The sequence below is a fragment of the Streptosporangium album genome, from assembly GCF_014203795.1.
Taxonomy (GTDB): Bacteria; Actinomycetota; Actinomycetes; order Streptosporangiales; family Streptosporangiaceae; genus Streptosporangium; species Streptosporangium album.
Genome location: NZ_JACHJU010000001.1, coordinates 3499972 through 3518311, shown reverse-complemented (window position 1 = coordinate 3518311; position 18340 = coordinate 3499972). Strand labels below are relative to the sequence as shown.

At 68.4% G+C, this 18340-nt stretch carries 18 protein-coding genes, 1 tRNA gene and 1 pseudogene; 11 read left to right on the top strand and 9 right to left on the bottom strand.

Translation table 11 applies throughout. The features are described 5' to 3' along the window. The first annotated feature begins 48 nt into the window (after positions 1–48). The 8 genes from FHR32_RS16865 to FHR32_RS16830 all read left to right on the top strand — a co-directional run bounded on the left by FHR32_RS16865 (position 49) and on the right by FHR32_RS16830 (position 5896). Positions 49–489, top strand: coding sequence for a plasmid replication, integration and excision activator (locus FHR32_RS16865; protein ID WP_184755181.1), 441 nt, complete (start codon positions 49–51; stop codon positions 487–489). Then, positions 486–806, top strand: coding sequence for a hypothetical protein (locus FHR32_RS16860; RefSeq protein WP_012887466.1), 321 nt, complete (start codon positions 486–488; stop codon positions 804–806). The genes FHR32_RS16865 and FHR32_RS16860 overlap by 4 nt, the downstream gene beginning before the upstream one ends. Before the next feature lie 85 nt (positions 807–891). After that, on the top strand, positions 892–2346 hold the full coding sequence (locus tag FHR32_RS16855; RefSeq protein WP_184755180.1) for an FtsK/SpoIIIE domain-containing protein: 1455 nt from the start codon (positions 892–894) through the stop codon (positions 2344–2346). After that, entirely contained in the window at positions 2343–2540 is a 198-nt protein-coding gene (locus FHR32_RS16850; protein WP_184755179.1) for a hypothetical protein, read from the top strand. The genes FHR32_RS16855 and FHR32_RS16850 overlap by 4 nt, the downstream gene beginning before the upstream one ends. Continuing rightward, positions 2537–2692, top strand: a complete 156-nt coding sequence (locus tag FHR32_RS16845; protein WP_184755178.1) for a hypothetical protein — start codon at positions 2537–2539, stop codon at positions 2690–2692. Before FHR32_RS16850 ends, FHR32_RS16845 begins: the two co-directional genes overlap by 4 nt. Next, positions 2689–4344 (top strand): replication initiator, encoded by a 1656-nt coding sequence (locus tag FHR32_RS16840; protein WP_184755177.1) that lies wholly within the window; start codon positions 2689–2691, stop codon positions 4342–4344. The genes FHR32_RS16845 and FHR32_RS16840 overlap by 4 nt, the downstream gene beginning before the upstream one ends. Next, entirely contained in the window at positions 4341–4535 is a 195-nt protein-coding gene (locus tag FHR32_RS16835) for a helix-turn-helix transcriptional regulator (protein WP_012887461.1), read from the top strand. Before FHR32_RS16840 ends, FHR32_RS16835 begins: the two co-directional genes overlap by 4 nt. Beyond that, on the top strand, positions 4532–5896 hold the full coding sequence (locus FHR32_RS16830; protein WP_184755176.1) for a tyrosine-type recombinase/integrase: 1365 nt from the start codon (positions 4532–4534) through the stop codon (positions 5894–5896). The genes FHR32_RS16835 and FHR32_RS16830 overlap by 4 nt, the downstream gene beginning before the upstream one ends. Before the next feature lie 740 nt (positions 5897–6636). Here FHR32_RS16830 and FHR32_RS16825 read toward each other — a convergent pair. Then, positions 6637–6721: transfer RNA gene (locus tag FHR32_RS16825), tRNA-Tyr, on the bottom strand. Between the two features lie 376 nt (positions 6722–7097). Between FHR32_RS16825 and FHR32_RS16820 the strand changes: the two genes are divergently transcribed. From FHR32_RS16820 to FHR32_RS16810, 3 genes are all read left to right on the top strand, one after another. Beyond that, the gene (locus FHR32_RS16820) at positions 7098–7592 is read left to right on the top strand and encodes a YajQ family cyclic di-GMP-binding protein (RefSeq protein ID WP_184755175.1); all 495 of its coding nucleotides are present in this window, start codon (positions 7098–7100) and stop codon (positions 7590–7592) included. 346 nt (positions 7593–7938) lie between these two features. Continuing rightward, positions 7939–8778, top strand: coding sequence for a hypothetical protein (locus FHR32_RS16815; RefSeq protein ID WP_184755174.1), 840 nt, complete (start codon positions 7939–7941; stop codon positions 8776–8778). Between the two features lie 245 nt (positions 8779–9023). Beyond that, the gene (locus FHR32_RS16810; RefSeq protein WP_184755173.1) at positions 9024–9938 is read left to right on the top strand and encodes a WD40 repeat domain-containing protein; all 915 of its coding nucleotides are present in this window, start codon (positions 9024–9026) and stop codon (positions 9936–9938) included. 7 nt (positions 9939–9945) lie between these two features. Here FHR32_RS16810 and htpX read toward each other — a convergent pair whose 3' ends face one another. From htpX to FHR32_RS16770, 8 genes and pseudogenes are all read right to left on the bottom strand, one after another. Next, positions 9946–10797 (bottom strand): zinc metalloprotease HtpX, encoded by an 852-nt coding sequence (htpX, locus tag FHR32_RS16805; protein ID WP_184755172.1) that lies wholly within the window; start codon positions 10795–10797, stop codon positions 9946–9948. Between the two features lie 74 nt (positions 10798–10871). Further along, positions 10872–12515, bottom strand: a complete 1644-nt coding sequence (locus tag FHR32_RS16800) for an NADH-quinone oxidoreductase subunit N (RefSeq protein WP_184755171.1) — start codon at positions 12513–12515, stop codon at positions 10872–10874. Then, positions 12512–14125: a complex I subunit 4 family protein gene (locus FHR32_RS16795; RefSeq protein WP_184755170.1), complete on the bottom strand. Its 1614-nt coding sequence runs from the start codon at positions 14123–14125 to the stop codon at positions 12512–12514. The genes FHR32_RS16800 and FHR32_RS16795 overlap by 4 nt, the downstream gene beginning before the upstream one ends. 144 nt (positions 14126–14269) lie before the next feature. Then, positions 14270–16204, bottom strand: coding sequence for an NADH-quinone oxidoreductase subunit 5 family protein (locus tag FHR32_RS16790; protein ID WP_184755169.1), 1935 nt, complete (start codon positions 16202–16204; stop codon positions 14270–14272). Between the two features lie 122 nt (positions 16205–16326). After that, positions 16327–16629 (bottom strand): annotated as a pseudogene (gene nuoK / locus FHR32_RS16785) (NADH-quinone oxidoreductase subunit NuoK); the annotation flags it as partial. 2 nt (positions 16630–16631) lie between these two features. Beyond that, positions 16632–17168: an NADH-quinone oxidoreductase subunit J family protein gene (locus FHR32_RS16780; protein WP_184755167.1), complete on the bottom strand. Its 537-nt coding sequence runs from the start codon at positions 17166–17168 to the stop codon at positions 16632–16634. After that, positions 17165–17881, bottom strand: a complete 717-nt coding sequence (locus tag FHR32_RS16775) for a NuoI/complex I 23 kDa subunit family protein (protein WP_184755166.1) — start codon at positions 17879–17881, stop codon at positions 17165–17167. Before FHR32_RS16775 ends, FHR32_RS16780 begins: the two co-directional genes overlap by 4 nt. Positions 17882–18142: 261 nt before the next feature. Continuing rightward, complete coding sequence (locus FHR32_RS16770) at positions 18143–18286, bottom strand: hypothetical protein (RefSeq protein WP_184755165.1); 144 nt, start codon at positions 18284–18286, stop codon at positions 18143–18145. Between the last annotated feature and the right edge of the window lie 54 nt (positions 18287–18340).

The window sequence follows — 18340 nt, the reverse complement described above, 5'->3', positions numbered from 1 at the left end:
CAAGTGGACAACCGAACATCGGGCTGTCCAACACGAGAGGAAACCACCATGGCCATCCAAGGCCCCATCCCGATCAGCTTCGACCAGGTCTTCCCGCACGGCTGCTACATCGTCGGCGAGGTCGAGCAGGTCAAGGACTTCGACGCCTCCACCAACGGCCGCACCGTCTACGCCAAGGACAAGACCACCGGCGAACTCGTCTGGCAGGTCGCCGTCATGGACGCCGACCCCACCGTCAAGGCCGGACAGAAGACCGTCGCCGTCAAGATCCTGTCCCCCGTCCAGCCGGTCCCCCCGGCACCGCTACCGGGCCTGCCGTTCATCCCGGTCGAGTTCGACGCCATGACCGTCACCGCCTACGTCGGCCAGAACACCGGCCGCCTGGCCTGGTCCATCCGAGCACGGGCCATGCGCGCTCCCCGCACCGCTGCCGCTCCGGCTCCCGTCAAGAACACCGCCGCTACGGCCGCCAAGGAGGTGGCGGCATGAGTGCACGCAAGCCCTACACCTACGTCACGGCCGTTCTGCGGGGCGGCGTGATCCGGCTGGATGTCGCCTTCAGTACCTCTGAGGTCGGGGTGCTGGCCGCGGTGACCGACAACAAGCGGCCGTTCCTGGACCTGGCCACCCCTGAGGCCCAGGTATCGGTCTCGACCACGGGCGGCGGTCCGGTCACCGAGCAGGACGTGTCCCTCGCCCGGGACATCTTCAACGCCGCCGCGCGCTACCTGACTGACTGCGAGCGCCTGCACGCCGAACAGGCGGCCGGCCCCACGCTGCCGGGCCTGGATGAGATCCCGGCCTGACATGGAAGCGGGGCCGCTGGAAGGTGCAACTTCCGGCGGCCCCTCGGTTCTCCCCCAACGCGAATCAAGAGAGGGCTCAAGCCTAATGTTCAAAAAACTGCCTGGCGACGAGGCGCAACAGCTCGTCTCCACCACCCCGGACACCGCCGTGGTGTTCCGCCCGGCTGTGCTCCGTACCCCCGCGTTCGTCACCATCGTCATCTTCGTCTGGCGGCTGCTGGCCGGCCTGGTGCGGTTGCTGTGGCGGCACCCGATCGCCTCGGCCGTCGTCACCGTCCCGTGTGTCCTGGCCTGGCTGTACGGCTGGCAGTACGGTCTCGGCCTCGTCGCCCTGGTGCTCGTCGGTCTCACCTCCTGGGCGCTGCTCGGCCGCCTCTCCTTCAATCGCTGGATCGGCTGGCGGCTGCTGGCCTTCTGGCGACTGGTGTGGGTGTACCGGCGGCACTGGCAACCGGTAATGATCATTTCCGGATTGGGGCGGCACGTACGCGGCCGCGACTACTTACCCCGCCTCGTCTCCATCCGCTGCACCTCGTGGGCCGATCTGGTCACGGTGAAGATGCTCACCGGGCAGGCCGCCAAGGACTGGTCCGACCGCACCGAACACCTCGCGCATGGGTTCGGGGCGCGCTCCTGCCGGGTCTCCGTCACTCGGGCTGGCCGGCTGCTGCTCATCTTCCCCCGGCACGATCCCCTCGCCACACCTCTGCCTGCCATGCCGATCCCTGATGCGGCGTCGGTGGGGCCGGTGGAGATCGGCACGTGTGAGGACGGCACGCCGTGGCTTCTCAAGGTTCACGGCACTCACGTCCTGGTCGCCGGGGCCACCGGGGCGGGCAAGGGCTCGGTCATCTGGTCGACCATCCGCGGCCTGCTACCCGCCGTCCGCGCGGACCTGGTCGAGATCTGGGCGCTGGATCCCAAACGGATGGAACTGTCCTTCGGCCGCGACCTGTTCGGCGACCGCTACGCCGCGAGCCCGGCCGACTGCGCCGACCTGCTGGAAGCGGCCGTGGCGGTCATGCAGGAACGGGCCGACCGGTTCGCCGGACTCCAGCGCAACCACACTCCCACCGTCGATGACCCGTTCGTCCTGGTCGTGGTCGACGAAGTGGCGTTCCTGACCGCCTACCAGTCCGACAAGGGTCTCAAGATCCGCATCTCCGCCGCCCTGGCCACGCTCACCACGCAGGGCCGGGCGGTCGGGGTCGGCGTGCTGGCGGCTCTGCAGGACCCGCGCAAAGACGTGCTGAACATCCGCAACCTGTTCCCCGACAAGATCGCACTCCGGCTGGACGAGTCCGAACAGGTCGACATGGTCCTCGGCGACGGCGCCCGGGATCGCGGCGCGCTGGCCGATCACATCTCCCCAATCCCCGACCAAGGCGCGGGCATCGCCTACGTGCGTCTGGAGTGCTCGCCCGATCCGATCCGGGTCCGCGCCGCCTACGTCTGCGACGCCGACATCCGGGCCATGGCCGCCGGCTTCGCCCTCGGCTCGGACACCGCGCCCATGACCGCGGTGGAGGTGACCCGATGAGGATCTGCTTCTACGGCACCGATGAGGAGATCACGCGGCTGTGTGAACGGCCCGTGCTGGCCCTCCTGGGACCGCGCCGCGTTCAGCCCGTGCTGGCTTTCGAGCTGTTCAACGTCCACGTCACCACCGACCCCTACGGGTCGCTGTTTCGCCTGGCGGCCGATCTGACCGAGGTGGAGGGGGAGCACCCGTGACTGAGCTGGCTCACATCCTCGACGGGCTGCGCTGCGCGGCCTGCCACGCGGTCAACACGCTGTGGCTGGACCTGATCCGCGGCCTGGTCGAGTGCCGCGCCTGTGGACAGGGCGCACTCATCGACCCCGGCGACGAATGGGAGGACGCATGACCAACCCGACCGACCGCGCCCTCTCCCGCGCCGAACGACAGGCCATGCCGGTGGCGCTGGACGTCGCGGTGGAGATCGCCAAGCACAACGGCGTGTGCATCCGTCCCGTCGTCCTGCGACGGCTGGACACCCACACCGGCGCCACCGAGGACGTCAATGTCCCGTGCGGGGCCACGATGGAGGCCAAGTGCCCGCCGTGTGCCAAGCGCAACCGCTACCTGCGGATGGCCCAGTGCCGGGAAGGCTGGCATCTGGAGGCCGAACCTTCCATCACACCGGATGAGCCGACCGAGGAACAGCGCTGGCTGGTGGAGTTCCGCGCCGACATGCAGGCCCAGCGCGATGCCGCCGAACAGGCCGGCGACGACACCACCGATCTGGACGCGGTGCTCGTCGGGCTGGATGAGGAGATCAACGCTGCGGGGATGCGGGGCAACCTGCTCGGCCGTACCGCCGCCAAGCGCAACCGCTCGACGAGACGCCGCCAGGACGCCCCCGATCTGCCCAAGCGGGTCCGGCAGAACACCACGCTCGGCCGGACCTTCACCAGCTCGGACGGGGCCACCTACCGGCCGTCGCTGTTCGTCACCCTCACCCTGCCCTCCTACGGCAAGATCCGGGCAGGCCAAGGCGTGCCTGTTGATCCGGGCACCTACGACTACCCGCGAGCCGCTCGGGACGCGCTGCACTTCTCCAAGCTCGTCGACCGGTTCGTGCAGAACCTCCGCCGGGTTGCGGGCTATGACGTGCAGTACTTCTCATCCGTCGAACCTCAGAAGCGGCTCGCGCCTCACCTGCACATGGCCGTCCGGGGCACCATGCCGCGCGCGGAGATCAAGGCCATCGCCGCGGCGACCTATCACCAGGTGTGGTGGCCATCGGTCGATGAAGTGCGGTTTGAGGGCGAGCACCTGCCCGTCTGGACCGAGCGGCCTGAACGCGTGGAACCGTACCCGGACGGCCAAGACGGCGACTACCTCGATCCGGCCACCGGGGAACTGCTGCCCACCTGGCACGAGGAACTCAACCGGCTCGACACCGACGAGGATGCCGAACCCTTGCACGTGGTCCGCTTCGGCCCCCAGGTCGACGTTCAGGGCGTCCTGTCCGGAACCCCCGATGCCGACCAATGCATCCGCTACCTGTCGAAGTACCTGACCAAGAGCCTCGGTGACACCCTCGACGCCGACAACCCGGCCCAACGTCAGCATGCCGCCCGGATGACGGAGGCGCTGCGCTACGAACCGTGCTCCCCCGCCTGCCCGAACTGGCTGCGGTACGGCGTACAGCCCAAGAACGCGAAAGCGGGCATGGCTCCGGGCCGGTGCCGGGGCAAGGCGCACAAGCCCGAGCACCTCGGCTACGCGGGCCGGCGCGTCCTGGTCTCACGCAAGTGGTCGAACAAGACCCTGACTGAGCACAAGCGCGACCGCCGTACCTGGGTCATGGAAGCCCTCGGCCTGGCCGATCAGCCCACCGACCCGCACCGCTACGTCTGGAAACCCGTCCCGGCCGGCGACGACAACATCCCGTCCCTCGCTCTGCGGCTGCTGCGCATGGTCGCCGAACGCCAACGCTGGCGAGCAACCCTCCTGGCCCTGGAGGCCAGAGCCATCGGACAAGATCTTTCGGCAATGAGGGAGGCGGCGTGAAGAAGAACAGCGACAAGTTGATGACCGTCCCCGAGATCCTCGACGAACTCGGCGGCGTGTCCGTCCGTACCCTCTACCGCTGGCGTGAGATCGGCAAGTTCCCCCGTGGCCTGCGGCTGCCCAACGACGAGATCCGCCTCTACCGCAGCGAGTTCGAGGCATGGCTCGAAACCCTCCGGGAGGCGGCGTGAACACCTCGTACGACGTGAAGTTCTTCGAGATCAGCCGGAACAAGTCCAGCAAGACGCCGTCGCACGTCGTGCGCTGGTCGGTCGCCCGGAGGCGCTCCTCGAAGACCTACCGCACCAAGGCTCTCGCCGAGAGCTTCCTCTCTGATCTGCGGCAGGCGGCCAAACGTGGCGAGGCGTTCGACATCGAGACGGGCTTTCCCCAATCGATGATCAAGGCGAAGGACGCCCGGACCATCCTTGAATTCGTCACGGCCTTCATCGAGATGAAGTGGCCTCACGCGGCGGCCAAGACCCGAGACGGCATGTCCGACGCACTCGCCACGGTCCTCCCCTCGCTGACCATCGATCGTCCCGGCCGTCCCGATGCCGAAACCCTGCGGACGGCTCTCCGCAAGCACCTCCTCCTCCCGGAGGGCAAGAGGCCGGCGACTCCCCCGGAGATGGCGCAGGCGGTCCGCTGGCTTCAGTCCGCGTCGCTCGACCTGGCTGCTCTGAACGACGCCAAGACAGTACGGCTGGCACTCGATGCGCTCGCTCTGCGTCTCGATGGCAAGGCGGCTGCTCCCAACACGATCGCCCGTAAGCGGGCGGTTCTCCATGCCGTGCTTGAGTACGCAGTGGAACTGGAAGAGCTGGACGCCAACCCGCTGCACAAGGTCAAGTGGAAGCCGCCCAAGACCACCGAGACCGTGGACCCCCGCGTGGCGGTCAATCCGCGGCAGGCTCAGGAACTCCTGACCATGGTCACCTACGTGGGCGGGCGCGGACGGGGCCAGCGGCTCATGGCGCTGTTCGCCTGCATGTACTACGCGGCGCTACGCCCGGCTGAGGCGCTCGGCCTGCGACTCCAGGACTGCCACCTGCCCGCCGGGGGTTGGGGGCGATTGACGATCGACGTGTCCCGGCCCGAGGTGAACACGCGATGGACGGACAGCGGAGACGCCCACGAGGAACGGGGCCTCAAGCATCGGGGCCGCGACGACGTGCGGCCGGTGCCGATCCCTCCCGAACTCGTGAAGATCCTCCGGCAGCACATCGACGAGTACGGGACCGGTGAGGACGGCCGCGTCTTCCGCAGCGAGCGCGGTGGCGTGATCGGCTCAACGGCCTACACCGAGGTCTGGCAGGAGGCTCGGAAGCTGGCCTTCACTCCCGCGCAGGTGGCCTCTCCCCTGGCGCGCAGGCCGTACGACCTGCGGCACGCGGCGGTGTCACTCTGGCTCAACGCCGGTGTCTCGGCTCCTGACGTGGCGGAGCGGGCCGGGCACAGCGTGGACGTCCTGCTGCGGGTCTACGCCAAGTGCCTCGACGGTCAGAAGGATCTGGCGAACAAGCGGATCGGTGACGCGCTGGTCGTCTGAGGTGTTCACCGCACGAAGAGGGTTCCGGAAGCCATCCGGGACCCTTTCACTTGTTCTGCACGCCGTGGAGCCATCATATGATCACCATTCGGCCAGGCGATGTCGCCACCATGCGCCTGACATCGACGAGCGTCCGCCGTCTGTCCCCGGATCAGGCAGGGTCCGGTCGCGGAACTCCGTGTCCAGCCGCTCCACGATTCGCCAGAGTTCAGATCGAGCGAACGAAGGCAGGGCATGGAGAGCTTCTTCCAGAAGGTCACGGGCTTCCACCGGGTCGCAACATGGCAACCCGACTGGACGGAGGTAGAGGTACCGGCCAGAGTGTCGGAGAAACCCCGCGTACTGGTCCAAGGCGTCGGCCAGGGCGTTCAGCCACAGACGCTCAGCTTCCAGCCGTCGTATCGCGCCATGAGTTTTACGAGAGATTCCAGGTATCTGCCTGGGCGGGGTGGGATCGGGTGATCGAGACCACCCCGAGCGCAGATTGCCGGGCGGCCTACGCGGCACGGTTCCTTTGAGTCAGCATGTGGCACATCCTGTCACGTCTCAGCAGGCCGTGGGGAGGCCGATTGCCGTCTCCGCACCGGCCGGAAAGCCTGGCGCGACCTGGGGAAACAGGGCCAAGATCATTGCACGCATATTGGTGGAGTGGTGACATGCGGCTGCTCCTGGCCGCGTCCGGCTGCATGTCCCGGAAAAGCAAAAGAGCCCCTCGCGGGGCTCTGAGCTGGGAAAATCTCTGGTGGCAGGTGCAGGACTTGAACCTGCGTAGGCTGAGCCGACGGTTTTACAGACCGCTCCCTTTGACCACTCGGGCAACCTGCCGCATCATCCGCGCGAAGCGGTGACATGAAGAAGAATAGCGGACTTCAGCGCGCGACGTGACATCGGCGGGGAGCCCCCGCCGGCGGTCCGCCGGACCAGGACTTTCGCGCCTTATAGCGCTATCTCGCACCGAGGCGGCGAGACCAAGGCCCCGCTGGTCGTTGGGGGCCTCCGCGCGATGGCCGGTTCCGCCTCCGTGGTGGGGGCAAGCCCGGAGCGGTGGATGCGGATCCCGGTAGGTGGGCGGACGAGCACGGTCCACCGACGTTTCACGCTTACTTGAACACCGTCGTCTGAGCGTTGACGGTCACGTTCATCGTGAGCCGATAGGCGAAGCGCTAGGGTCGGCATGAGAGCTAGAAAGGATAGTCGACGCATGGCCGACAGCAGTTTTGACATCGTCAGCAAGATCGACCATCAGGAGGCCGACAACGCGCTGAACCAGACGGTCAAGGAGGTCGGGCACCGATTCGACTTCAAGGGCACCGGCGCGAGCATCGCCTGGTCGGGAGGCCAGAAGGCTGTTGAGATCAAGGCCAACAGCGAGGAGCGCGCCAATGCCGTCCTTGACGTGTTCAAGGACAAGCTGATCAAGCGAGGGCTCTCGCTCAAGGTGCTGGACGCGGATGAGCCCAAGCTGTCCGGCAAGGAATACCGTCTGATGGTCACCCTCAAGGAGGGCATCGACCAGGAGCATGCCAGGAAGATCTCAAAGATCATCCGGGATGAGGGACCCAAGGGGGTCAAGGCCCAGATCCAGGGTGAGGAACTACGGGTGAGCTCCAAGAAGAGAGACGAACTGCAGGAGGTCATCGCCCTGCTCAAGGGCAAGGACCTGGAGATCGCCCTGCAGTTCACGAACTACCGTTAGCGGACACCCGTCCAAGGGTCCGGGCCTGCGACTTCAAGGTTCAGTCCGCTACAGAGGCACACGAGGGGCACATGGCTGAAGGCACGCGCCTTCACCTGTGCCCCTGCCTCCTTCCCAGGCCTCCGCCGCGCCCTGGGCGATGCTCGGACTGACCGGACGCTGGATTGCTCTCGGAAACGGCACCGGCACGGAACCTGAATCCCACGGTAGAGGAAGGCGGTTCCAGTGGTCTCCTGGGGAAGCCCCGGCCTCGTCCGGACCGAGACATTCCCCGTGAATATGGCCGATCTGTGACGCAACCTTTCGTATCTGGACGGCACCTATCCAGATAACGAGAGGAACGCCGATGAAGTCCTTACGAAGATGTGCCGTGCTCGCCGTCGCGGCAGCGGTCGCTGCCATGATCGCGACTCCGGCGGACGCGAAGACGCGAACCCCGTCCGACGACTCGGTGCGGTATGCATGGCTCAAGGGCTGCGCCAAGAAGGACTACAGAGTTCCCTGCGGGGACTGGACGCTGACCATGCGCAGCGGGAAGGTCCGTCCGCTCCCCGGTACGGCAGCCGTTCTGCCCAAGGGAGTCAGCGAGTTCAATGTGGACACCATGCTCTCCCCTGACGGCTTGATCGCCGTAGTCGAGTACTTCGCCGAAGGCGGGAAACCGTCGAGCCTGGTTGCCAACCTGAAAACCGGCAAGGTGGTCCGTCTTCCTCGGGACCAGAGCGTGATGAGTTTCAGCCCCGACGGGCAGCATCTGCTGACCGGCCGGCTCACCGATGACAACACCACCGAGTTCGTGGTCTTCGACGCGGACGGCCAGAAGACTCTCAGCCAGGTTGTCCCGCAGATCGTCTCGAACAACACGCCGATCGCGCTGGCCGATGACGGAACCACCATCGCGCTGATCATCACAGGCCAGTCGAACAAGCCCCGCCTGCACACCTACGACCTGGCTTCGGACACCGTCTCCGACGCGGTCCCGCTCGACATTCCCAAGAACGAGGGCGCGCAGACTCTCTACTGGGGTACGGCCGGCGCCCCGACGCTCTGGACCGGTAGCGGCGACGGGGGCACCGTCTTCTCGGTGGTGAAGCGGACGGTGGACGCCGGCACCGGAGCCACTCGAAGACTGGACTCCTTCAAGGTCAGGACCGACCCGTGGACCCTGTGGCTGCCCGGCCAGTGATGGCCGTCCCCCTTCACATGGCGTCGCGGCCGCCCACCCGGTGAACGTCCGGAGGCCCGTGCGTCGCCCGTCTGTCGGCTCCAGGAACATGATCATTCCCGGAATGATCTCATCAAGGCACGGAAATGCCTCCTGGCCTACTTCCTGATGACACCGGCGGTTATACCGGTGGAAAGCCTTATACGGCACGTACAGTGGCCGGTACGCACCGATCCCCCTGCCGACGAGTTCAGGGGGGTCTCACGATGAAGGCGTTCCGCAGACCTGCCCTTCTCATCGGCGTGCTCTTCGTGATCATGGGGGCAGGGGCTCCGGTGGAGGCGGACATGGCGGCGGAGGCCATCGGGCCTTCGGTCCGCTATGCGGGGCTGAACGGCTGCTTCTGCGCCCCCTGGACGCTCTGGACCTGGGACGGCCAGGTGATCAGGCTCACGGACGCCCGGGTGTTCACGGGAAAAGCGGGTAAACAGCGGGCGCCGCTGGCGCTGTCTCCCGACGGGGAGTACGTCGCCTACTTCCGTCGCGAGGACGGAGCGCTCGTCATCCGTGGAATGTCCACCGGAAGGGTGCGCGAGGTGCCCGGGGTGCAGTGGTCGCGCCGGCTACGTGCCACGCGGATCGACCTCGCCCCTGCCGGGCGTTACCTGGTTCTCGGCAGCGAGCAGGATGACAGGGTCCTCGACGCGCGGAGCGGGAGGAGCACGGTGGTGCCATCGGGGCTGCAGCCATGGAGCTTCAGCCCCGGCGCCAAGCTGATGCTCGCCGTCGACGACGAGTTCAGGGCGGAGATCTACTCGACGGCCACCCTGACCGAGAGGGGTCACGCCCCCGTGGGGGGCGCACTCAGCCCGGACGGCACGACCGTCGCCCACTTCACCTCCGACGACTCGGCCATCATCCTGTGGGACGTGGCAGCCGGAAGATCGGGTGGCCGGCAACCGATCCCGCTTCCCGCCGCGAAGATCCCCGTGCGGCTCCGCTGGGACGGCCCCGGCCACCTCGACCTGCAGATGGTCGTCCCCGGCAAGGTCGGTAACGGGGTCGACGCCGTCTACAGCTGGTATCGGCTGGACCTGGGGTCGGGCGCTGCCCAGCCGGTGGACACCTTCACCGTGCCCGGTTCCGTCTATAACCCGATCGTCGCCGGGCTCAGCCCCTGAACGGCGATCAGCGGCGGTAGCCGGCCATCCGCTCCAGCCGGGCGACACGTTCGGAGGTGGGCGGATGAGTGGAGAACATCCGGCCGATTCCAGCGCCGCGGAAGGGGCTGGCGATCATGAGATGAGAGGCGGAGGCGATGCGGCCGTTCTCGGGGAGCGGCAGCTGCCGGGTGCCCATCTCGATCTTCCTCAGCGCGGAGGCGAGCGCCAGCGGGTCACCGGTCAGCCGTGCCCCGGATTCGTCCGCCTGGTACTCACGGGATCGGGAGATGGCCATCTGGATCATCCCGGCGGCGACCGGGCCGAGCACCATCATGAGCAGGACACCGATGAAACCTGGGCCCTCATCGTCGTCCCCGCCGCCGAAGAACAGGCCGACGTAACCGAGATAAGTGATCATCGTGGCAAGTGCGCCCGCCACCGAGGAGACCAGGATGTCCCGGTTGTAGACATGGGACAGCTCGTGCCCGATGACCCCGCGCAGTTCACGCTCGTCGAGGAGCTGGGTGAGGCCGTAGGTCACGCAGACCACGGCGTTGCGGGGGTTACGACCGGTCGCGAAGGCGTTGGGCTGCATGGTCGGCGAGATGTACAGCCTGGGCATGGGCTGGCGTGCCTCGGTGGAGAGCTCGCGCACGATCCGGTAGAGGGCGGGCTGCTCGACCTCGCCTACCGGCCGGGCACGCATTGCGGACAGGGCGATCCGGTCGGAGAAGAAGTAGGCGACACCATTGGTCACCAGCGCGATCAGAACCGCGATCTGCACCCCGGCCCCGCCTCCCAGCCATGCCCCCACCGCGATGATCACCGCGGACAGTGCGCCGAGAAGGACTGCGGTACGCAGACCGTTGTGGTGCACTGCACCCCCCTTTCGGTTGATGCCGATTCACCAGTGACAACGTATCCGGCCAGGCTGAACGTTCCCGGGGGTGTTCAGCCGGAAGCGACGAACGCCCCGGGCAGGAGGCCGAGCACCACCTGGGGGGCGATTGAGAAGATCACTGCGACGACTGCCGTCAGCACGATCGCCACACCTACCGGCACCCATCCGGTACGGCTGCCGCCCTCGGCGGGAGGAAGGCCGGCACCCTCGGCCAGCGGAACCGGGGTGAAGATCCGTACGGCCCAGGCAAGGTAGTAGTAGAGGCCGATGACCGTGTTGACGGCCATCACCACGGCCAGCCAGGCCCCACCTCCGTCGACGATCTCGCGGAACACCGTGATCTTGGCGAACAGCCCGGCCAGCCCAGGCGGCAGGCCGGCCAGGCAGATCAGGAAGAAGGCCAGTGCCAGCCCGGCCACCGGATCTCGGAACACCAGACCCCGGTAGTCGTCCAGCTCGGCCCGGACACCGCGCCGCGACACCAGCATGACCACCGCGAACGCCCCGAGGTTCATCGCCGCGTAGAACACCAGGTAGGCGATCGAGGCGCTCACCGCCTCGTCGTCGCGGACTCCGAGAGGCGCCAGGATGTAGCCCGACTGGGCGACCGAGGACCAGGCGAGCAAGCGCACGGCATGGTGCTGGCGCAGAGCCAGCAGGTTGCCGACGGTCATGGTCAGCGCGGCGATGATCGCGACCAGCGGGGCCCAGACAGCGATCTGGCCGCCCAGGGCGGCGACCAGGATGAGGATCAGCCCGGCGAACCCGGCGGCCTTCGAGATCACCGAGAGCAGGGCGGCGACCGGAACCGGAGCCCCCTGGTAGACGTCGCCCGCCCAGGCGTGGAAGGGGACCGCCGCGACCTTGAAGGCGAACCCGGCGAGCACCAGGACCACGGCCACGGTGAGCACCGGCGGCAGGTCGTAGGCCATCTGGAGCAGGGAGGTGTCTGCCCCGGCGGCTCCGGCCGGACCAACCGTCCTGGGCTCCCGCAGGACCTGGGACAGCCGGCTGAGGTAAACGGTCCCGGTCATGCCGTACAGCAGGGAGATCCCGAAGAGCATCACCGCGGTGGAGACCACGGAGACCAGGAAGAGCTTGACCGCCGCCTCCGAGCTCCGGCCGTCATAGCGCCGCAGCGCCGTGAGCGCGAAGACCGGCAGCGAGACCAGCTCCAGTGCGACCACGAGCATGATCAGATCGCGGGAGGCGGGCAGGGCGACCGCGCCGATCAGCGTGCAGAGCAGCAGGAAGTACCACTCTCCGACGGGGATGTCTCCGGAGGAGAGCTCCGCCATCGACAGCAGCACCACGACGACCCCGGCCGCCAGCGCGAGACCCGCGAAGATCAACGTGAAGTCGTCGACCACGAACGAGCACAGCGCCGAGGAGTCTCCAGCCGGCCCACCCGGCCCTGACGCAAGGGTTCCGAGGTTCAGCGGGCCGATGCCGGCCCTGGCGGGGCCGGGCAGCCCGGCGGGCACGCAGAAGGTCCGCATCGGATCGCCGCCCCGCATGGCCTGGGCGGCCACCATGCCCGAAGCTCCCAGCACCCCGGCCAGGGTGACCGCACCGAGCAGCGGCCGTGCGTACGGCGCGCGGGGCAGGAAGGCGTCGAGGAGCAGCACGAGACCGGCGGTGAACGCGAGAACCAGCAGCGGCGCGACCGCGTAGTAGTCGATCGACTGGATCACGGCGCCCCCAGGAGGCTCTGGACCACCGGGTCGGTGACGAGGAGAAGCGTCTTCGGCCAGAGGCCGAACAGCAGGATCAGCGCGATCAGGGGCACCCAGGTGACCAGCTCGTAGCCGATGGCGTCTCGCATGCCCGCGCCCCCTGTGCGCGCCGCGGGCCGCGGCCGGCTGCCGCCTCCCCCGCCCACCGCCGCGAGCACCGGGGCGTGGATGGTCTCGGTGGGCCGGCCATGGGTGACGCGAGAGAGCATGAGGAGGAAGTAGGCGGCGGTCAGGACGGTGCCGAGGCCTCCCGCGGCCATGAAGACCAGGTAGAGCGGGCGAGACAGCCCCGTGGCGGGATCGAAGGCGCCGAGGAGGGCCAGCATCTCGCCCCAGAAACCCGCCAGGCCGGGCAGCCCGAGGGAGGCGACGCAGGCGAAGGTGAGCACGGAGCCGAGGTGGGGCAGGCGCGTCAGCATGCCACCGCCGAGGGAGGGCATGTCGGTGGTGCCGTAGCGATCTTTGATCGCCCCGGCGACGAAGAACAGCAGGGCGGTGATCAGGCCGTGGGCGACGTTGCCGAACAGGGCGCCGTTGACACCGACCGGGGTGAGCGTGGCGAAGCCCAGCAGGACGAAGCCCATGTGACCGATTGAGGAGTAGGCGATCATGCGCTTGAGGTCGCGTTGGGCCAGGCAGGCGAGAGAGCCGTAGATGATGCCGATCACCGCGAAGGCGCCGAGCCAGGGGGCCACGGCCGAGGCGCCGCCGGGCAGGATCGGGATGGCGATACGGGCGAAGCCATAGGTGCCCATCTTGAGCAGAACACCCGCGAGGAGCACCGAACCGACGGTGGGCGCCTCGGTGTGGGCAGCGGGCAGCCAGGTGTGCAGCGGCCACATGGGGGTCTTGACCGCCAGGCCGATGCCCACGGCGACGAAGGCGAGGATCTGGATCGTCGGGGACATCCCCGCCCCCCGGGCGCGGGCGAGGGCGGCCATGTCCAGGGTGCCGGTCTGCGCCCAGATGAGAAGGAGGCCGAGCAGGAGCACGACGGAGCCGAGCAGCGTGTAGAGGATGAACTTGCCCGCCGCCGCCCGCCTGCCGCGCCCGCCCCAGATGGCGATCACGAAGTACATCGGGATGAGGACGGCCTCGAAGAACACGAAGAACAGCAGCAGGTCGAGCGCGAGAAACGTGCCGATCATGCCTACTTCGAGGACGAGCAGTGTGAACACCAGGGCACGGGGCCGGTTGCCGCCCGGCTTGGGCCGCAGGAGCTGTCCCGGACCGTCGGCGCTGCCCCAGCACAGGTAGACGGAGCACAGGAAGCTCAGCAGCGCGGTCAGCACGACCAACGGCAGCGAGATCCCGTCCATTCCGAGGTGGAACCTGAGGTCCAGCCCGGGGACCCAGGCCAGGTTGGTCGAGAACTGCATCCGGGTCGCGTCGCCGTAGTCGAACCCGGCTGCCAGCGCCACCGCCAGTGCGAACGTGATCCCGGAGACGGTCAGGGCGTGTATCCGGAGCAGGCGCCCCCTGGCCGCGTCGTCCCGCCAGAAAGGTGCGAGCAACACGGCCGCACCTGCCAACGGCACTCCGAGAAGTGCGATCAACACCCAGTTCATGGTCCGGCCACCTCGTCCGGGGTCAGAGTCGTGAGCCGGCCGCCGCACCCGGACGGCGCGGTCGGGACCGCCCTCATCGCCGTACCACCGCCGGGCGGATCAATGACAGCACGGCGAGGACAGCCGGGAACGGCGGCGGGGAACTCACCCGAAGATCACCGCCCCGACCGCGAGGAGGAGGACGCCGGCGAGCAGACCGGTGATGTAGAGCTGGGCATTGCCGTTCTGTGCCAGGCGGACCACGCCTGCCAGTCCCACGGTCGCCCGGCCCGAGCCGCGCACCGCGCCGTCGACCACGCGGTCGTCGGTGCGGGCGACCACCCGGGCGAGGAGGAGCACGGGACGGACGAACAGCGCGGCATAAAGGGAATCGACGTAGAAGGCCTGCTCGCAGGGGGCGCGCAGAGGGCCGAGCGCGCGGGCCGGATCAGCCAATGGATCGCTGCGCCACATCGCGTAGACCACGCCGGCGCCCAGCAGCGCCACCACGACGCTGAGAGCGGCCGTGCCCCAGTGGACGTCGGCGACGCCCACGAAGCCCAGGAGCAGGGCGGGAACGGCGAGCACGATGATCGGCCAGCGCATGACGGCCGGCGCCTCGTGGACGTCGCCCGCGTGGGCCGTGCCCGGCCCGGGGCCGGGGAGGACGGCGACGGAACGCTCCCCGAAGAAGGTCCGCAGCCATGCGCGGGTGGCGTAGGCGCCGGTCACCGCGACCGTGGCCAGCGCGCAGCCGTAGAGCAGCAGGGCTGCCGCGTCGGTGAGCGGCCCGGCGGACAGGGCGCGCTCGATGGCCACCAGCACCTCGTCCTTGCTGAAGAAGCCGCTCGCCGGCGGTAGGCCCATCAGGGCCGCGAACCCGATCGTCATGGTGACGAAGGTGACGGGGAGCTCCCTGCGGAGCCCTCCCATCGCGCTCATCAGGTTGGAGCCGACGGCGTGGATCACCGCTCCGGCGCAGAGGAAGAGCAGGGCCTTGAAAGCGCCGTGGGTGATCAGGTGGAAGATCGCCGCGCTCTCGGATCCGGCGGCCAGGGCACCGGCCATGTAGGCGAGCTGGCTGATCGTGGAGTAGGCGAGGACGCGTTTCAGGTCGTCCTGTGCCAGAGCGGCCAGGGCGGCGCCCAGCATGCCGAGCGCGGCGAGGACCGCGAGCACGTCCAGGGTGGGTCCGGCACCGAGGAAGACGGGGTAGAGGCGGGCGACGACGAAGATTCCGGCCGCGACCATGGTGGCCGCGTGGATGAGAGCGCTGATCGGAGTCGGGCCCGCCATCGCGTCGGGGAGCCAGACGTGCAGCGGCACCTGGGCGCTCTTCCCGGCGACCCCGGCGAGCAGCAGCATGGTCGCGGCGACGATCGTGCCGGAGGACATCTCGGGCACTTTGGTGATGACGTCGGCGATCCTGAAGCTGCCGGCCGCCGTGCCGAGGACGAAGACGCCGAACAGGAACCCCACGTCGCCGAGCCGGGTGACCAGGAACGCCTTGACCGCCGCCCGCGAGTTGGCCCGGTCCTCCCACCAGTGCCCGATCAGCAGGTAGGAGCACAGGCCCATGATCTCCCATCCGACGTAGAGGACGAGAAGGTCGGACGCGTAGACGACGAGGAGCATGGCGCTGGTGAACAGGCTGATGAACGCGCTGTAGGACGGGTAGCGCCGGTCGTCGCCCAGGTAGCCGATCGAGTAGATCTGCACGGCCAGCGCGACCACGGTGACCAGCACCGCGATCAAGGTGGAGAGACCGTCGACGAGCAGCCCGACCGAGATCGGCACCGAGCCCGTGTCGACGACGTCGAGCGTTCCGGTGACGGCGGCGCCCCCTGGCAGGCCCGTGGCGCCGGGAAGGGTGAACGGCCCGCCGGGCCCCGCGCCCGTGCCGGTCCAGCCGGTGGAGGCCAGCCAGATCGCGAGTGCTGTGGAGATCGCGGTGGGCACTACCGCGATCCAGGCGGCCCGGCGGCCGGCGGCCACGTCGGCGGCCCCGCCTCGCAGGCCCCGGGGGAGTCGGGATCCCAGCAGCCCGCAGACCGCTGCGAGGAACGGCAGCAGAATGGCGAGCGCGGCGACGGTGATCACGGCGTGTCACCCGACCCTGTGGCCGTCTCGGAGGCGGATCGGGCCGGGCCGGTGGCGGCGCCGGGGGGCTCGGGGAGCGAGGAGTCCCGGGACGAGGCCTGGTCGCCGCCGGTGCCGGTGGACTCGGCGAGGCTGCGGAGACGGTCGAGGTCCACGGTCTGGCGGTTGCGGTAGAGGGCGAGGACGATCGCTAGGCCGAGGCCGACCTCGGCGGCGGCGATCACGATGACGAACAGCGTGAGGACCTGGCCGCCGTGCAACCGGTCACGGAGCCATACGTCGAACGCGACCAGGTTGAGATTGACCGCGTTGAGCATGAGCTCGACGGACATCAGGACGAGGATCGTGTTTCGGCGGGCGAGCACGCCGTACACCCCGATGGAGAACAGCAGCGCGGAGACGACGGCCGGATAGACGACGTGCAACGTCAGTCCCTCCCACGGATGTCGGTGCGGGACAGGACGATGGCACCGATCAGGGCGGCGAGCAGGAGGACCGAGAGCGCCTCGAACGGGAGCACCCAGGTGCGGAAGATGCTGGAGCCGAGCTCCTTCGCCGAGCCGCCGCCGGGCTCCAACGGCGTGTAGGCCGTGCGGAAGCCGTCGATGACCACGGTGACCAGCACGACGGCGGTGGCGATCGCCACGAGCGCCGCGGCCGGCCGGTTACGGCTGTCGAGGTCGGCGGTCGCGCCGATCGGGGCACGGGTGAGCATGATGCCGAACAGAAGCAGGGCCACGATCGCGCCGACGTAGATCAGGACTTGGACCCAGGCGACGAACTCGGCCGTCAGGACCAGGTAGCCCCCGGCGAGCGCGCCGAAACAGACGACCAGCCACAGGGCTGCGTGGACGAGCTGTTTGGTGGTCACCACCAGCAGCGCCGACCCGACGGCCACCGCGCCCAGCAGCAGGAAGACGATCTCCTGCCCGGTCGGCGACAGATAGGACGGCACGTCGGTCACTTCTCCTCCTCAGGCTCTCCGCTCGGATCCGCGGAAATCCCCTTCTCGGGCTCTCCGCTCGGATCCGCACGAGAAGTCTGCTCGGGACGTTCCGCGGCCGGGGGCGCGCCACCCTCACCTGTGGACAACTTTCCGGCGGACGGCCCGCCTGTGGACGAGTCGTCCTTCTTGGGAAGGGCACCCGGCGGCCTGATGGCCCGGACGCCGGCGTGTCCGGCACCGGGCGCGGCGCGGGATGCCCCCGGGGTGGGGTCGCCGGGGCGGGGGCGGGCCGGGCGGGAGACCGCGGCCAGCTCCTTCGGGGGGTCGGCGTTGGGCTCGTGGGCCGGAGGCGGGGGGACGGTCTGGGCCCAGGCGGCCAGCTTGTCCTTCTCGTGGACGAGGTTGCGGATGTCTCCCTCGGCGTACTCGAACTCCGGAGACCAGAACAGGGCGTCGAACGGGCAGACCTCGATGCAGATCCCGCAGTACATGCACAGGGAGAAGTCGATCGCGAAGCGGTCGAGCATGTTGCGGGCACGGGGACGGCCCCCTTCGGGGGCGGGGAGGGTCTCCTTGTGGGAGTCGATGTAGATGCACCAGTCGGGACACTCGCGGGCGCAGAGCATGCACACCGTGCAGTTCTCCTCGACCAGGGCGATCACCCCCCGGCTCCGGGGGGGAAGATCCGGCCTGACCTCGGGGTACTGCTGGGTCACCGATCTGCTCAGCATGTGGCGAAGGGTGATGGAGAGTCCCCTCGCCAGTCCCACTCCTGGTATCCGTGCCACAACTCAACATCATGACGCATGGGACTGCGCTCGGGAATGCGGTGGTCCCACATAAGCGGATCCCGGCCCCATGGTTATCCACAGAGGTTATCCACAGACTGTGTGTTCGATTATCGCGTCCCGGCTGCGGAACCGATATTGAAGAGGACCACACCCCGCTTCAGAAATACGTATTGTTCGCGACATGTCCCACCAGTACGGCCCTCAGTACGGCTCTGCCTGGCACCCCCAGCCGCCCCCGCGTTCCACCACGGGGCTGAGCGTGGTGTGGGCACTGGTGCCCCTGTTCACCTGCGGCGTCGGCACGCCGTTCATCATGGGCCACGCCGCGTACCGGCTGCGGAGCACCGGACTGGTCCTCGCCACCGTGCTCTACGGGTTCGGCATCGGGGTGTTCATCGT

Bases quoted from the DNA above. Each gene is read 5' to 3' on its own strand.
- FHR32_RS16865 (WP_184755181.1), top strand. From the start codon at position 49: ATGGCCATCCAAGGCCCCATCCCGATCAGCTTCGACCAGGTCTTCCCG.
- FHR32_RS16860 (WP_012887466.1), top strand. From the start codon at position 486: ATGAGTGCACGCAAGCCCTACACCTACGTCACGGCCGTTCTGCGGGGC.
- FHR32_RS16855 (WP_184755180.1), top strand. From the start codon at position 892: ATGTTCAAAAAACTGCCTGGCGACGAGGCGCAACAGCTCGTCTCCACC.
- FHR32_RS16850 (WP_184755179.1), top strand. From the start codon at position 2,343: ATGAGGATCTGCTTCTACGGCACCGATGAGGAGATCACGCGGCTGTGT.
- FHR32_RS16840 (WP_184755177.1), top strand. From the start codon at position 2,689: ATGACCAACCCGACCGACCGCGCCCTCTCCCGCGCCGAACGACAGGCC.
- FHR32_RS16820 (WP_184755175.1), top strand. From the start codon at position 7,098: ATGGCCGACAGCAGTTTTGACATCGTCAGCAAGATCGACCATCAGGAG.
- FHR32_RS16815 (WP_184755174.1), top strand. From the start codon at position 7,939: ATGAAGTCCTTACGAAGATGTGCCGTGCTCGCCGTCGCGGCAGCGGTC.
- FHR32_RS16810 (WP_184755173.1), top strand. From the start codon at position 9,024: ATGAAGGCGTTCCGCAGACCTGCCCTTCTCATCGGCGTGCTCTTCGTG.
- FHR32_RS16795 (WP_184755170.1), bottom strand. From the start codon at position 14,125: ATGAACTGGGTGTTGATCGCACTTCTCGGAGTGCCGTTGGCAGGTGCG.
- FHR32_RS16775 (WP_184755166.1), bottom strand. From the start codon at position 17,881: ATGCTGAGCAGATCGGTGACCCAGCAGTACCCCGAGGTCAGGCCGGAT.